Annotated in this window: 10 protein-coding genes; 3 read left to right on the top strand and 7 right to left on the bottom strand. The window is 60.6% G+C overall.

Annotated features, from left to right (window positions below):
* Positions 1–121: 121 nt before the first annotated feature.
* The 5 genes from kdsA to BLP65_RS06200 all read right to left on the bottom strand — a co-directional run bounded on the left by kdsA (position 122) and on the right by BLP65_RS06200 (position 6,230).
* Positions 122–958: a 3-deoxy-8-phosphooctulonate synthase gene (gene kdsA, locus BLP65_RS06220; protein ID WP_092994374.1), complete on the bottom strand. Its 837-nt coding sequence runs from the start codon at positions 956–958 to the stop codon at positions 122–124.
* Entirely contained in the window at positions 958–2,592 is a 1,635-nt protein-coding gene (locus tag BLP65_RS06215) for a CTP synthase (protein WP_092994371.1), read from the bottom strand. The genes kdsA and BLP65_RS06215 overlap by 1 nt, the downstream gene beginning before the upstream one ends.
* A 70-nt stretch (positions 2,593–2,662) precedes the next feature.
* Positions 2,663–4,009 carry a tRNA lysidine(34) synthetase TilS gene (gene tilS, locus BLP65_RS06210; RefSeq protein WP_175452465.1) on the bottom strand — a complete coding sequence of 449 codons (1,347 nt, stop codon included), beginning with the start codon at positions 4,007–4,009 and terminating at the stop codon, positions 2,663–2,665.
* A gap of 135 nt (positions 4,010–4,144) precedes the next feature.
* Entirely contained in the window at positions 4,145–5,107 is a 963-nt protein-coding gene (locus tag BLP65_RS06205; protein WP_092994068.1) for an acetyl-CoA carboxylase carboxyltransferase subunit alpha, read from the bottom strand.
* A 181-nt stretch (positions 5,108–5,288) separates the two neighbouring features.
* A complete protein-coding gene (locus BLP65_RS06200) occupies positions 5,289–6,230 on the bottom strand; it encodes a hypothetical protein (RefSeq protein WP_092994065.1) in 942 nt (313 codons plus the stop codon).
* A 155-nt stretch (positions 6,231–6,385) separates the two neighbouring features.
* On the opposite strand from BLP65_RS06200, the gene BLP65_RS06195 reads away from it, so the two are divergent.
* The gene (locus BLP65_RS06195) at positions 6,386–8,443 is read left to right on the top strand and encodes a ferrous iron transporter B (protein WP_092994062.1); all 2,058 of its coding nucleotides are present in this window, start codon (positions 6,386–6,388) and stop codon (positions 8,441–8,443) included.
* A gap of 286 nt (positions 8,444–8,729) precedes the next feature.
* Here BLP65_RS06195 and dnaE read toward each other — a convergent pair whose 3' ends face one another.
* On the bottom strand, positions 8,730–12,269 hold the full coding sequence (gene dnaE, locus BLP65_RS06190; RefSeq protein ID WP_092994059.1) for a DNA polymerase III subunit alpha: 3,540 nt from the start codon (positions 12,267–12,269) through the stop codon (positions 8,730–8,732).
* 182 nt (positions 12,270–12,451) lie between these two features.
* On the opposite strand from dnaE, the gene BLP65_RS06185 reads away from it, so the two are divergent.
* The gene (locus tag BLP65_RS06185) at positions 12,452–12,748 is read left to right on the top strand and encodes a sll1863 family stress response protein (protein WP_092994056.1); all 297 of its coding nucleotides are present in this window, start codon (positions 12,452–12,454) and stop codon (positions 12,746–12,748) included.
* Between the two features lie 51 nt (positions 12,749–12,799).
* Here the strand turns inward: BLP65_RS06185 and rnhB are convergent, their stop codons facing one another.
* Positions 12,800–13,405 carry a ribonuclease HII gene (gene rnhB, locus BLP65_RS06180; protein WP_092994368.1) on the bottom strand — a complete coding sequence of 202 codons (606 nt, stop codon included), beginning with the start codon at positions 13,403–13,405 and terminating at the stop codon, positions 12,800–12,802.
* Positions 13,406–13,701: 296 nt separating this feature from the next.
* Here rnhB and BLP65_RS06175 point away from each other — a divergent pair, with 296 nt between their 5' ends.
* Complete coding sequence (locus tag BLP65_RS06175; protein WP_092994053.1) at positions 13,702–14,637, top strand: Gfo/Idh/MocA family protein; 936 nt, start codon at positions 13,702–13,704, stop codon at positions 14,635–14,637.
* Positions 14,638–14,777: the final 140 nt, after the last annotated feature.

The raw sequence follows: 14,777 nt of genomic DNA, 5'->3' as shown, positions 1-14,777 counted from the left end.
CAAATCTGATGATTCGTGCAGGAGCGGCAGAAGCCGCGAGGGCGGAGCCAACAGGCGGCGGCTCAATCGAACGGAAGTCGCCCCAGACTGATTTTGCAGTTCTTCGCGGCTTCCGCCGCTCCTACATCAATGGCTGTTCGATAAAACCGTGTTGTTTTACCGTGTCATCGAGCGCCTTGAGGGTGCCGAGCAGCCGCTCGATCTCTCCCAGGGGCCACATGTTGGGCCCATCGCTCAGGGCGCTGTCCGGATGCGGATGGGTCTCCATAAACAGGCCGGAAACCCCGGCGGCCACGGCTGCCCGGGCCAGTACCGGAACAAACTGGCGCTGGCCACCCGAACGGCCGCCCTGCCCGCCCGGCTGCTGCACCGAATGCGTGGCGTCGAAGACTACGGGTGCGCCAGTCTCACGCATGCTCGCCAACCCCCGCATATCGGAGATAAGGGTATTGTAGCCAAACGACACGCCGCGCTCGCAGATCATAATCCGGTCATTGCCGGTGACACGGGCCTTCTCCACCACGTGGGCCATATCCCCGGGGGCAAGAAACTGGCCCTTTTTGATATTCACGGGGCGACCCTGTCGCGCCACCGCCTGGATGAAGTCCGTCTGGCGGCAGAGAAACGCCGGCGTCTGCAGTACATCCACGACCTCGGCCACTTCATCCAGCGGCGTGAACTCATGGACATCGGTCAGCACCGGCAACTGGAGCTCCCGCTGCACCCTCTCGAGGATCCGAAGGCCCTCCTCCAGACCCGGTCCGCGCGGGCTATCCGCCGAAGTGCGGTTGGCCTTGTCGAAGGACGACTTGAAAATCAGGGGAATCCCGAGCCGCTCGGTTATCGCCTTGAGTTCGGTGGCCGATTCCAGCACCAGCGCTTCGCTCTCGATCATGCAGGGCCCGGCAATCAGAAACAGTGGCCGGTCAATTCCGGCCTCAAATCCACACAGGTCTATCAAACGACGTTCCGCTCCCGGTATTCGATGGCCGCGCGCACGAAACCGGAGAACAGCGGATGGCCGTCGCGGGGCGTGGAGGTGAATTCGGGGTGGAACTGGCAGGCAATGAACCAGGGATGATCCACCAGCTCAACCACTTCCACCAGGTTGCCGTGGCCGGAGATGCCGGTCACCTGTAAACCGGCTCCGATGAGTCGTTCACGGTAATTGTTATTGAACTCGTACCGGTGACGATGTCGCTCGTGAATCACGTCCCGGCCGTAGACTTCCCGAACGCGGCTGCCATGCTCGAGCCGGCAATCCTGTCCACCCAGGCGCATCGTACCTCCCAGGTCAGAGGATTCGCTGCGGGTTTCGATAGTGCCGTCGGCTTCCATCCATTCGGTAATCAGGGCGATAACCGGCTGCTTCGCCTTTCGGTCGAACTCGGTGCTGTGGGCATCGGAAATACCGGCCACATTCCGTGCAAATTCGATACACGCGACCTGCATGCCCAGGCAAATACCCAGGTACGGCACCCGCCGTTCACGGGCGAAGCGGACTGCCTCGATCTTGCCCTCGACCCCACGCTCGCCAAAACCGCCCGGGACCAGAATCGCATCCATCCTTTCCAGACAGGCGGTACCGGAGCGCTCAATTTCTTCGGAATCGATATAGACAATTTTGACTCTGGTGCGGGTCTTGATGCCGGCGTGCAGCAGCGACTCGGAGAGCGACTTGTAGGCCTCGGTGAGGTCCACGTATTTGCCCACCATGGCGATGGTGGTTTCCTTCTCCGGATGATCCATGGCATCGGCCACTTCCTGCCACTCCGACAGGTTCGCCTCCGGACAATCCAGACGCAGTTTGTCGACCACGATACTGTCCAGCTTCTGCTGATGCAGGAACAGCGGGATCTTGTAGATGCTGTCCACGTCGATGGAGGAAATAACGGCCCGCTCCTCGACATTGGTAAACAGCGCAATCTTGCGCCGCTCCTCTTCGGGAACCATGCGATCAGCGCGACAGATCAAAATGTCGGGCTGTATCCCGATCGATCGCAATTCCTTGACCGAGTGCTGGGTCGGCTTGGTCTTCAGCTCGCCGGCGGTAGGGATATAGGGCAGCAGCGTCAGGTGCATGAACAGTACATTGTCATGCCCCTCCTCGACGCTCATCTGACGAATGGCCTCCAGGAATGGTAGCGATTCGATGTCGCCCACGGTACCGCCGATCTCCACCATGGCCACATCGGCCCCTTCGGCACCCCTGACGATCGACTGCTTGATCTCGTCGGTGATGTGCGGGATGACCTGGACCGTCCCGCCCAGATAATCCCCGCGGCGCTCCTTGCGGATGACGTTCTCGTAGATCCGCCCGGAGGTGAAGTTGTTGCGCCGGCCCATCGTCGTACGGACGAAGCGCTCATAGTGGCCCAGATCCAGGTCGGTTTCCGCGCCATCTTCGGTCACGTAGACCTCGCCATGCTGAAACGGGCTCATGGTGCCCGGGTCGACATTGATGTACGGATCCAGCTTGAGAAGTGTGACCTTCAGGCCGCGTGCTTCGAGAATGGCCGCAAGAGACGCGGCAGCGATGCCCTTCCCGAGGGAAGATACGACACCGCCCGTAACAAAAATATACTTCGTCATGAAGATTCGGGGTCTTAGGTGAAAGGGGGGCTCAAGGCCGCAATCATTGTCGTTTTTTTTGGAATGCTTTTCAATGGCGTCCACGATTCCAGAGCAGTTCGAGTCCGGCTTCCCCGACCGCAGCGACAAACGCCTCTCCATAACAGAGACCGGCCACCGCTGCCGATTCCCCGCGCACGCCAAGAATCGGTATCCGGCCCCGCTCCCACGGTGGGATACCGGCTTCCTGAAAAAGCTTTTTGAGCAAGTGACTGTGGCCCCGTCCGGCGGGCCGGCAGTGCTCACCGCCCTTTCTGAAATGGACGGAAACACTACCTCTGGCAAACAGTTCAGCCTTCAGTCCACGTCCCTGCACGGGACGCAGGCTCAATTCACCCAAACCCGCCGGGAGGACCAGTTTCCCTGCTCCCGACCATTCCATCTGCCAACCCTTCGGAACGGGTTCCAGCGGGGCCATGGCGTAGAGATGGCCGCGGTAACCGCGCACCTCCGCACCTGGCCAATGGACCAGCGGCTCCGAATCACCCCGTGCCGACATCACTTCTTCGGAGATCCGGTTCAGGTTGGCCGTGTCGGGGACGGGAAGGCCCTGAAGACGGATCCAGACCCTCAAGACGTTACGCAGGCGCGCCGGCGACAAGGTCCGTAACGGCTCGGCAGCCAAAATCCCCGGAGCGGCTTCGCTGCCCTCCAGGTCCGCGGTCGCCAGTTCATCGAGCAGTTCGGAGGCCTCGGCACAATGCATGGCGCTGCGGGCTATGGCATGTGCTGCGCCGGACCGGCACTGTGTCAAGCCGGGAAGGATATCGTGTCGGATGCGGTTTCGATCAAAACCGGTGTCGAAATTACCCGGGTCCTCTATCCAGACCAACCCGACCGCTTCGGCCCACCCCCTGAGTTCCGAGCGGGAGAGCGCAAGCAGGGGACGAACCAGCCATCCCTTACCGAGCGGTCGGTACTCCGGCATGCCCGCCAACCCCCGGGGTCCGGCGCCGCGAAGCATTTGCAGCAGGAGGGTCTCCGCCTGATCGTCTTCATGGTGTGCAGTCAACAGAAAGGCATCCGGTTCCAGCCCTTCGACAAAGGCCCGATAGCGCGCCTCCCGGGCGGCCGCCTCCGGCCCTTCACCCAATCGGGGGCGGGCATCGACCTTGACCTGCTCCAGCGGGACGCCCAACCGACGGCAGACGGCCTCACACTGCCGGGCCCATTCGCCGGAATGGGGATGCAGTCCATGATCAACGTGAACAGCATCCAGGGGGACTGTCAGCCGCTCCCGGACCGAAGCCATCAGGTGAAGAAGTACAGTGGAATCCAGGCCACCGCTAAAAGCGACCCGGTAGCGGGACGGGACTGGCAGCTTACCCAGCCGCTCGAGCAGCCAATCAGGATTTGTCAGTCTGTCGGAACCAGGCACTGCTCCATACATCGTCTATTCACCGCCCTCGATGGCGGCACGCGCTGACCGGGAAACGGACGAAAATCCGCGAGGTTCCAGACTCGCCACCGTCACCCGATTCCCGCAGGAACCTGATTGTGACAGCACTGGCAATCAGCCTTTGTCTTCGTAATTACCGAAGCCCATCAGCCGCTCGTAGCGTTGCTCCAGCAGTTTGTCGATAGGAATACCCGTCAATACATCCAGACTCTCGACCAGCGCGGTGCGAAGGCGGGTCGCCATCGTATTTACGTCACGATGCGCCCCACCCAGCGGTTCGCTGATGATCTGATCGATAAGCCCCAGCTGCTTGAGACGCTCGGAGGTGACCCCAAGCGCTTCTGCCGCATCGGAAGCCCGTTCGGCACTCTTCCACAGAATCGAGGCGCATCCCTCCGGAGAAATAACGGAGTAGGTGCTGTACTCCAACATCATCACCCGATCGCCGACGCCGACGGCAAGCGCCCCGCCAGAGCCGCCCTCACCAACAACCGTACAAATAATCGGCGTCTTGAGCCTGGACATGGCAAACAGATTCCGGGCAATCGCCTCGCTCTGCCCGCGCTCCTCGGCCCCGACCCCGGGGTATGCTCCCGGTGTATCGATAAAGGTGAGAACCGGCATCTTGAAGCGCTCGGCCATCTCCATCAGGCGAAGCGCCTTCCGATAGCCCTCCGGACGCGGCATGCCGAAGTTGCGGCGCACTTTTTCCGTAGTGTCGCGCCCCTTCTGGTGACCGATTACCATCACCGGCCGACCTTCCAGACGAGCCACACCACCGATGATCGCAGCATCATCGGCATAGGCGCGATCCCCGTGCAATTCCTCGAATTCCGTGAAAATGCGTTCCACGTAATCCTGTGTATAGGGTCGTTGCGGGTGTCGGGCCAGCTGGGAGACCTGCCAGGCGTTGAGATTGGAGAAGATCTGCTCAGTGAGATTGCGACTCTTTGAGCGCAACTTGTCGATCTCTTCCGACAGATTGACTTCATTATCATCGCCGACATAGCGAAGCTCTTCGATCTTCGCCTCCAGCTCGGCTATCGGTTGTTCAAATTCCAGAAAATTCAGATTCATAGATGTAGTTCTTCGAGGCCGACCTGCTATCGGGATTCGGCGTAGTTTACCGGCTTACACGAATCGCATACAAACCGCTCGTCACAAAGAGGGCAAAAGGGCCCGAAAAAGCCGGGTAAAGGCGAAGAGATTGAGGGAATCCGATACTCCCTGCATCGTCTGCCGCGGACCGTGGCAGAGATTACTGCGACTCGGGGGCATCCTTACCGGAATCCTGCGGTTCCCGTGGCAGAGAGGCCACCACGTCGCCGCGGCGTAACCAGTTTCGGTAGTGAGACTTGTCGGTGGCCAGGATCTGTTCCAGGTATTGCAGGTTTCGGTCGATAGCCAGGTGAAAAGGTTCCTCCTCCTGGCCCCAGCGGACCCTGGCGTGCGCATCCAGGAAGGCATCGACGTGGTCGAATTCGTCCTCGAGACGACGTTTCACGACCTTTTGATAGAAAGTGGGCGTCTTCTCCAACAGATCCAGTTCCGATTCATAACCGGGGAGACGAGCTTCCCGGAACTCCCGGAAGAGTAGCAGGAGCTTCTCGAGATAGGCCCGGTCGGCCATCTGCGCAACCACATCGGCGCTCCCGAGAATCTGACCCAGTTTTCTCACTTCAGTGTTTCGAAAAGGGATTTCTCCTACCGCCTTGTTCAGTACGGTACAGAGAATGATGTGGGTCGCATCGGTGATCGACTCGTCCGAAAAGCCGTGTTTGACAAAATAGTCGGTCATCGAGGCGATACTGCGGCCCTCATGACCCACTGTGAAGCGGGCTCCAGTGCCCTCGGTCTCGTCCAGGCGCCGAATCAACCCGACGTCATGGAACAGTGCACAGGCAAGTACCAGGAGTTTCCCGCGGGAACTGATCCGGACACCGTCCTGGTGCGCCCCGTCCAGCATGGCCGCCACACAGAGAAATACCGCATTGGTGTGTTCCAGGTCATGGTACCAGGCATCACTGGCCCGATATCCGGGATACAGTCCCTGAAACAGCAGCACGATGTGCCTATAGAGGTGCTGCAGACGATCCACCTCGAACTCCGCGTCGATCGCCCGCATGGTGGCAACGACTTCCCGTTCCACCGACTCCGGTTTCTGCGGCTCGATCAGGTCATACAGATTTTGCTTCGCCATGCCCCTCGATTCCCGACCATAGGTCTTCACGCTCTTCAAATTATGGACCGCCGGCCGTCACGGGGATTCCCGGTCAAATCGTGACATTGTTCAACTTTCGATAAATTTCACCGGCGCGCTGGACCGGGAGCGTCGAATTGGGAAAAATGTGACCGATGTCCAAATCCCACCGTGAATCCGTCGTCCCCATCCCGAATCGCCTCTTTCGAGGAGAGCACCGCCTGCGCATCGCCCTCATCGGCATGCCCAACAGCGGAAAGAGCACGCTGTTCGATGCGGTATCCAGTACCTCGGTCCACACTGGCGAACTGGGTGGGACACAGCGGGCTTACCGCGACTGCTCGGTTCAAATCGGCCTGGATGAGGCGCGGGTGGTGGACCTTCCCAGCATCCGCTCGCTGCACCTGCTTCGCAGCGATGAACAGGTCGCGTTGCGCTATCTGCTTTGGGGTGATGAATTGCCTCCGGTGGCCGCCCATGAGCCGGAGGCGCCACCGGCCCCCCTGGCACCTCCTGATGTGATCATTCAGGTGGTGGATGCCACCGCCCTCGATCGGCACCTCGAACTCACCCTGGAGTTGTCGCAACTGGGGCGTCCCGTGGTATTGGCCCTCAATATGATGGATGAGGCCGCTCACAAGGGACTGCACATCAATACCAGAAGTCTTAGCCGGCAGCTGGGTATCCCCGTCGTGCCCACCACGGTTCTGATGGGACACGGCATCTCGGAATTGTTCGCCAAGGCTGCCGAGGCGGTGCGTGAGGAGGTATGTCCGCTTTCCCAACCGGCCAGTCCACACATCTGCGGCCCCCTCCAGCCACTCAGTCGGGCACTTAATCGTCCCGATATCCACGCGGCGTTCCGGGTGCCCCACCCCTTTCTGCTGATGCAGGTGGCCATCGGCGATCCCTACTTCGGGGATGAGCTGCAGCAACACTTTCCCGAGCTCGTTCCCGAACTGGAGCGCCTGCGGGGAGAGGCGGAAAAGAACCTGCCGCGCCGGCTGGAGGAAGAGCTGCATGCCGATCGCCATCATCGTGCCGCCAGCCTGTTCGAGTCAGTAACGCGTATCGGTGCATCTCACGAAGGTGGCGGATGGCGCTACTGGCTTGACGAGCTATTCCTGCATCCTCAGTGGGGGCTGGCGGGAAGTCTCGCCGTATTCGGTGCGGTGCTGTTTGTGGTGTTCGAGGTGAGTGCCTGGCTCGACAGCATGACGGCGGCGCGACTGGTGGACTGGGCCGCGGCCTGGGAACCGCAGTCGATCACAGGCGTCGTCGGCAGGGCGGTGGCGGACGGGCTCATCGGATTGGTGGGAATCGTGGTTCCCTACATGATCCCTTTGGTGATGTTGCTGGTAGCCCTCGAGCAGGCCGGCATCATGCAGCGCATCGCTTTCGTCCTGGACCGGGGCTTTCATCGCGTTGGCCTGCACGGCAGCGTTGCCGTCCCGTTCCTGCTCGGGCTCGGTTGCAATGTCCCTGCCCTCTCCGCCGCCGCGGTCACCACCCGCGGACGGGCGCGAGTGGTGGCATCGATTCTGATTACCTTCGTTCCCTGCTCCGCTCGCTCGGCTATCATCCTGGCGCTGGCGGGCAAGTACCTGGGGGGCGTGGGCATACTGTCGCTATTTCTCCTGACGATGGTCGTCATCGCCGTGGTCGGAAAACTGCTCGCCCGCCACTACCCGGAGACCGGCCCCGGGCAGGTACAGGAGATCCCGCCCTATGCACTGCCGTCGTGGCACACGCTATTGAGCACCACCTGGGCGCGGACCAGTGACATTCTTACCATTGTCACACCGCTACTCGTCGGGGGCAGTGTGGTACTCGCGCTGCTGAGCCACGTCGGCGCCGACAGTCTGATCAATACGGTGCTGACACCCATCACCGGTTGGTGGCTGGGGCTGCCGGTGGTACTCGGCGTTCCTATCCTGTTCGGCATCCTGCGAAAGGAACTGTCACTGCTGATGGTTTATCAGGCCCTCGGCACCTTCGAGGTGGGCAATGTCCTCGACTGGGTGCAGATCACCACCTTTCTGATCTTCCTGACCTTCTATATCCCGTGTGTATCCACGTTCGCCGTGATGCTCCGGACCATCGGCCGCCGCTATGCGCTGATCTCGGTAGCAGTTTCGGTGATGGTGGCGCTTCTGGTCAGCGGTGTGGTTCGCCTGTCAATGGAAGCATTTCGCTTTATCAGCGGCGGTTAGCGCCCAGTCCGAAAGCCGCCCGTTCCGCTCCCATCTACATCTTTTTCCCACCTCAATACTGCAATTACCAGTTGCATCGCCTTTACCGCCGACGTGGTCGATGTGGTATCGGAAAGCTCCGGCGGCGCCGCCGCCTCCGGTCCCCGGGCGCTGCTGCTGGTGTTGCTGCTTCTGGGCTGGCGAGTCGTGACCGCGGGAACCCTGAAACAAAGGGGGCGGCTGATCCTTCGCTGGACAAGCAACGGCCGGTCTCTCCGTCCGGGCGGGATTGGCAAGTTTTTACCGGTCAGGCTTCGAAAGGTTGGGGCTCGGGAAGGGAAGGCATGTGACGGGAGACCCGGTCGTAATCGATTTGTACCCGCTCCGGCCCCAGCAGGCGATGCAGACGAGCCATCAATTCCTCTGAGGGCAGGACCCGCCAGGCGTGGCCAAGCACCGCCAGTGCGCTGCCCTTCTGGTTGTGATAGGCGATCACGACCGGACACTGACCCTCACCGCTGGCACGGAGCGCGGCGGCAAGATCATCCATCAGCGACTCGTTCAGGGACTCTTCGTCGAGGTCGATAATGACTCCGTGACCGAAGACCTGCCGCGCCTCGCCCAGTTCATACACTTCCTCGACACTGACGCTGTTTCCTCCGGAATAGTCGTCGACCCCCACTTCACCCTTGACCACGACGAGCCGGTCCTTGCCGAGCTTGTCACGAGCCCGCTCGAAGACCTCCGAAAACAGTTTCAGGTCGATGCGAGCAGTTCGGTCATCCAGGGTCACGATGGCCATCTTGTCGCCGCGGCGGGTGGTCATCACCCGCATACCGCTGACCAGTCCGGCGAGCACCTGGTTTTTGCCTTTTTGTGGTGCCAGCCGGACGATCGGGGCAGTGATGAAATGCCTCAGTTCGGCCTCATGCCGGGTGATCGGATGGCCGGTAAGCCAGAGTCCGAGTGTCTCTTTTTCTCCCGTGAGGCGGATATCATCGTCCCATTCGGGCACGACTTCGTATTCATAGGCCCCTTCCCCCGGCTCGCTGGCGGTCCCGAAGCCGAACAGATCCTCCATGCCCGCCTGGGCGTTCTGCAGGTGCTTTTCAGCAATGCGCAGCGCATCGGGCAGCGCCGCTGCCATGGTGGCGCGATTGGGTCCGATGCTATCCAGCGCACCCGCCCGGATGAGGGCCTCCATGACCCGACGGTTGGCCTTCTTCAGATCAACGCGCTTGCAGAAGTCAAACAGATCCTGGTAGGGACCATGAGCCCGCTCCTCGACGATGGAGGCGATGGCCCCCTCACCCACGCCCTTGATCGCGCCGAGCCCATAGACCACCGCGCCATCCTCGCGAACCGTGAATTTGTAGGCCGAGGTGTTCACCGATGGCGGCACCACATCGAGACCCATGCTGTTGCACTCGTCGATGAGCGTGACCACCTTGTCGGTATTGTCCATGTCGGCCGACAGCACCGCAGCCATGAACGAGGCGGGATAGTGCGCCTTGAGCCAGGCGGTCTGGTAGGAGACCAGTGCATAGGCGGCCGAGTGGGATTTGTTGAAGCCGTAACCGGCAAACTTCTCCACCAGATCGAAGATCTTGATTGCCAGATTCGGATCGATACCGTTCTTTTCTGCCCCTTCCTGAAAAACCGCCCGCTGCTTGGCCATCTCTTCGGCCTTTTTCTTGCCCATGGCGCGGCGCAACAGATCGGCACCGCCAAGCGTATAGCCGGCCAAGGCCTGGGCAATCTGCATCACCTGCTCCTGGTATAGGATGATGCCGTAGGTGGGCTCCAGGATGGGCTTCAGCAGGTCATGCTGATACTGCGGGTCCGGATAGGAGACCGTCTCCCGGCCGTGCTTGCGATTAATGAAGTTGTCCACCATACCCGACTGCAGGGGTCCGGGCCGGAACAGTGCCACCAGAGCGATAATCTCTTCGAAGGAGTCCGGCTGCAGGCGGCTGATCAGCTCCTTCATGCCACGTGACTCCAGCTGGAACACCGCCGTGGTCCTGCACGCCTTGAGCAGGTCGAATACCGGCCGGTCATCCAGCGGAATGGTGGCGATATCCACTTCCTCACCGCTGGCCTGGCGGATATTTTCCAGGGCCCAGTCGATGATGGTGAGAGTGCGCAGACCCAGGAAGTCGAATTTCACCAGACCCACCGATTCGACGTCATTCTTGTCGAACTGGGTTACCAGCCCCTGCCCGCCCGGCTCACAGAACAGCGGAGCGAAATCGGTCAATTTCGAGGGAGAGATGACCACACCACCGGCGTGCTTGCCGGCATTGCGGGTGATTCCCTCCAGGGATTGCGCCATATCGATGAGATCATGCACCTCATCTTCCCGCTCGTAGCGTTCGCGTAGCTGCGGCTCGTCCTCCATTGCCTTCTCCAGCGAAATCCCCACCTCGAAGGGGATCAGCTTGGAGATCTGGTCGACGAAGCCGTACGGGTGGCCCAGCACCCGACCCACATCACGCACCACGGCCTTGGCGGCCATGGTGCCGTAGGTGATGATTTGGGAAACCTTGTCACGGCCATAATGTTCGGCCACGTAGTCGATCACTCGATCGCGGCCTTCCATACAGAAGTCGACGTCGAAATCCGGCATCGACACGCGCTCGGGGTTGAGAAAGCGCTCGAACAGCAGGTCGTAGGCCAGCGGGTCCAGGTCGGTGATGGTCAGTGCATAGGCCACCAGGGAGCCGGCCCCGGAGCCGCGACCCGGCCCCACCGGCACGCCATTGCCTTTTGCCCACCGAATGAAATCCGCAACGATAAGGAAGTAGCCGGGGAAACCCATCTGGGTAATGACACCCAGCTCACGCTCCAGGCGTTCATCATAGGGCCTGCGGAGCTCGGAAAACTCCGGGGCCTCGGTGTCGAAGAGGGTTTTCAGGCGGTTTTCCAGCCCCTCCCTGGATAGCTGGCGGAAGTATTCGTCCATGGTCATCCCCGCCGGGACGGGAAAATCAGGCAGATAGTAGGTACCCAGCTTCAGCTCGAGATTGCAGCGCCGTGCAATCTCCACCGAGTTCTCCAGCGCCTCGGGGATGTCCGAGAAGAGTTCCGCCATCTCCTGCGGGCTGCGCAGATACTGCTGCTCCGAATAGCGGCGCGAGCGGCGCGGGTCATCGAGCGTGCGCCCTTCATGGATGCAGACACGTACCTCGTGACTGTCGTAATCCCCTTTATCAAGGAAACGCACATCGTTGGTGGCGACCACGGGGACACCCATCGCCATGGCCAACTCTATCGCTCCGTGCAGATAATCCTCTTCCCCCTCCCGACCCGTACGCATCAACTCCAGATAGAAATTGTCGCCGAACAGGCGAATCCATTCTGTCAGCAGCCTGGCGGCGACCTCGCGCTTGCCATCCAGAATGGCGCGGCCCACATCCCCCTCGCGCCCGCCCGAGAGCGCAATCAGGCCCCGGGTGCTGTCGGCCGTCAGCCAGCTTTTTTTGATCATGGGCACGCCGCCGTGCTGGTTCTCGATATAGCTGCGCGAGACCAGCTCGGTGAGATGCCGGTAGCCGATCTCGTCCTTGCACAGCAGCAGCAGGCGAGTGGATTGCCCCGGCCCTTCACGGGTCGGGTCTTCGGTTTCGTCCTCGAGCCAGAGGTCCACCCCGACAATCGGCTTCACCCCCGCCCGCTGAGCGGCACCGTAAAATTTCACCAGAGCGAACAGGTTGCACTGATCGGTCAGCGCGACCGCCGGCATACCCGCCTCGGCAGCCGCCTTGACCAGCGGCTTGATGCGGACGATGCCGTCGACCAGCGAATATTCGGTGTGTATCCGAAGGTGGCAGAAGGTAGGTGTCATGGCGGAAACCTACCGGATCGCCCCGAAAGCAACAAGACTTGACAGATGAGCGCCTTCGGTTCGGGCTTTACCATCCCGCCGGATCGCAAATCGTACCGGAAGCGCACGCGTATTTGCTCCGCTGAACCGGAAAATCCCACCTATACTTTCGTCGATAGTATTCAGGACGGAGTCATTTACCCATGCAGGAAAAAGCCATTCAACGGCTCGAGAACCAACTTGACGGCTGGGAGCACCGGATTAACGAGTTGGAAGCCGAATTGGATCGAATCGGACCGCGGACCCGCAGCCGCTATTTCCGCGACGTCCAGGAATTGAAGGAGAGGCGGGATGCCGCAAAGAGTCGACTGAGCCAACTGCGGCTCAAACAGGCAGAATCATGGGAGGAAGAGAACCTGCAGGCGGGTATCATTCGCGTTTTCGATGACATCGGCTGCCGCGTCAACCGGCTGGTCTCGAAGGTTTCACGGACCCACTGATACTCAAATCGATACCAGGGCGTCCCTTGGTCCACACCCCACGGGGCGCCCCTATCCAAATTCCCTTTCCAGCAACCGGCGCACTGGAGCGAACGAGGTCCGGTGCACGGGACTCGGCCCCAGACGGTTCAGGGCATCCAGATGGGCGGCTGTCGAATAGCCCTTGTGGCTGGCGAATCCATAGCCCGGAAACCGGGTGTCCAACTGGGCCATTTCCCGGTCGCGGATCACTTTGGCCACAATTGAGGCCGCACTGATTGCCGGAACCAGCGCATCCCCCCCGATGACGTATTGGACCGGGTACGGCACTTGTGGACACTGGTTGCCATCCACAAGGACGTGTTCCGGCTCGACGCCGAGCCCGTTGACCGCCCTCGTCATTGCCTTCAACGTAGCCTGCAGGATGTTGATCCGGTCAATCTCTTCCACCTCGGCCCGGCCGACCGCCCATGCCGATGCGCTTCCGGTAATCGCCTCGTAAAGTGCCTCCCGGGTGGCCGCGGACAGGACTTTGGAGTCGTCAAGACCCTCGACGGGATGATTCGGGTCGAGAATGACCGCGGCCGCTATTACCGCTCCCGCCAACGGTCCTCTACCTGCTTCGTCGACCCCCGCGATCCGGTCTGACCCGGTGGAAAAATCAAAACGGGTCTGTATCGGCACGCCGGATTCTCTCCTCATTCGAGTTTTTTCGAAAGCATACCCCGGCCCTAACGGCAAAGCACGCGTTGATTTGCATCCGGGCAAATGCGATCATTCACCGGCTGCCGGAACCGGGAAACTCGCCCCGGCAATGAGTAATCCTGCGCTGCCCGGGATATCCACCTCCTGTTGGCAGGTACTGACGAGAGAGGAAGACGCCTTCATCAGGGCGCGCAATGGATGACTTGAATCGGACAGACCGCCGGCCGCCGTGAAGCGGCTCTCGTTTTCCTAACCTTCCGTGTTTGCAGATGATAAGAACCGCTGTTATCGGAGTCGGCTATCTTGGCCGCTTCCACGCTCAGAAGTACGCTGCGCTGCCCCAATCCGAACTGGTCGCAGTCACCGATGTGGATCCGGAAGCCGCCGCAAGGGTCGCCGAAGAGCTGGGCACCCAGGCCCTGTCCGACTACCGTGATCTGTTCGGCCGGGTGGATGCGGTCAGTATCGTGGTACCGACCCAGCTGCATTACCAGGTCGCCAGGGAGTGCCTCGAAAACGGCCTCCACGTGCTGGTCGAGAAGCCCATCACCGCAACCGTCGCCCAGGCCGAGGAGCTGGTGCAACTCGCTCGTCAGCATCAACGGCTCTTGCAGGTGGGGCATCTGGAGCGCTTCAACGCCGCCATTCTGGCCCTGGACGACGTGCTGGTGGATCCGCTGTTCATCGAATCCCACAGGCTGGCTTCCTTCAACCCACGCGGAGCCGATGTCAACGTGGTACTCGATCTGATGATCCACGACATCGAGATCATTCAAAATCTGGTCCGTTCACCGGTACGGGAGATCCACGCCGACGGCGTCTCCGTCCTCACCGACGAGACCGATATTGCCAATGCGCGCATCAAATTCGAAAACGGCTGTGTTGCCAACGTCACCGCCAGCCGGGTCAGCTTGAAACCGCAGCGCAAGATGCGGGTGTTTCAGCATGATGCGTATATCGGCATCGACTTCCAGGACAAGACGCTGAGCATCCACCGCAAGGGTGAGAAGGAGATGTTTCCCGGCATACCGGAAATCACCAGTGAAGAGACCGTCTTCGAAAGCAGCGACGCCATCATGGCGGAGATCGAGGCATTTCTCGACTCCATCGCCGAGGGCAAACCGGCGGTAGTCAGTGGCGAAGACGGGTGCCAGGCACTAAAGACCGCCACCCGTATCACTGAAATGGTCACCCGCAGCCACTAACCCACATATTGACTATTCACCGCAAAGACGCAAAGAGCGCCAAGGAACCAATAACCGACCGCAACACAAGGCGGTGCAGTCGTAGCAAAAAGCAGCAACGCTATGGCGAGTGCAAAACATCTTAAACTCAGTTCCTTGTG

The sequence above is a fragment of the Thiohalomonas denitrificans genome (genome assembly GCF_900102855.1).
Taxonomy (GTDB): domain Bacteria; phylum Pseudomonadota; class Gammaproteobacteria; order Thiohalomonadales; family Thiohalomonadaceae; genus Thiohalomonas; species Thiohalomonas denitrificans.
This window is presented reverse-complemented; position numbering and strand designations above follow the sequence as displayed.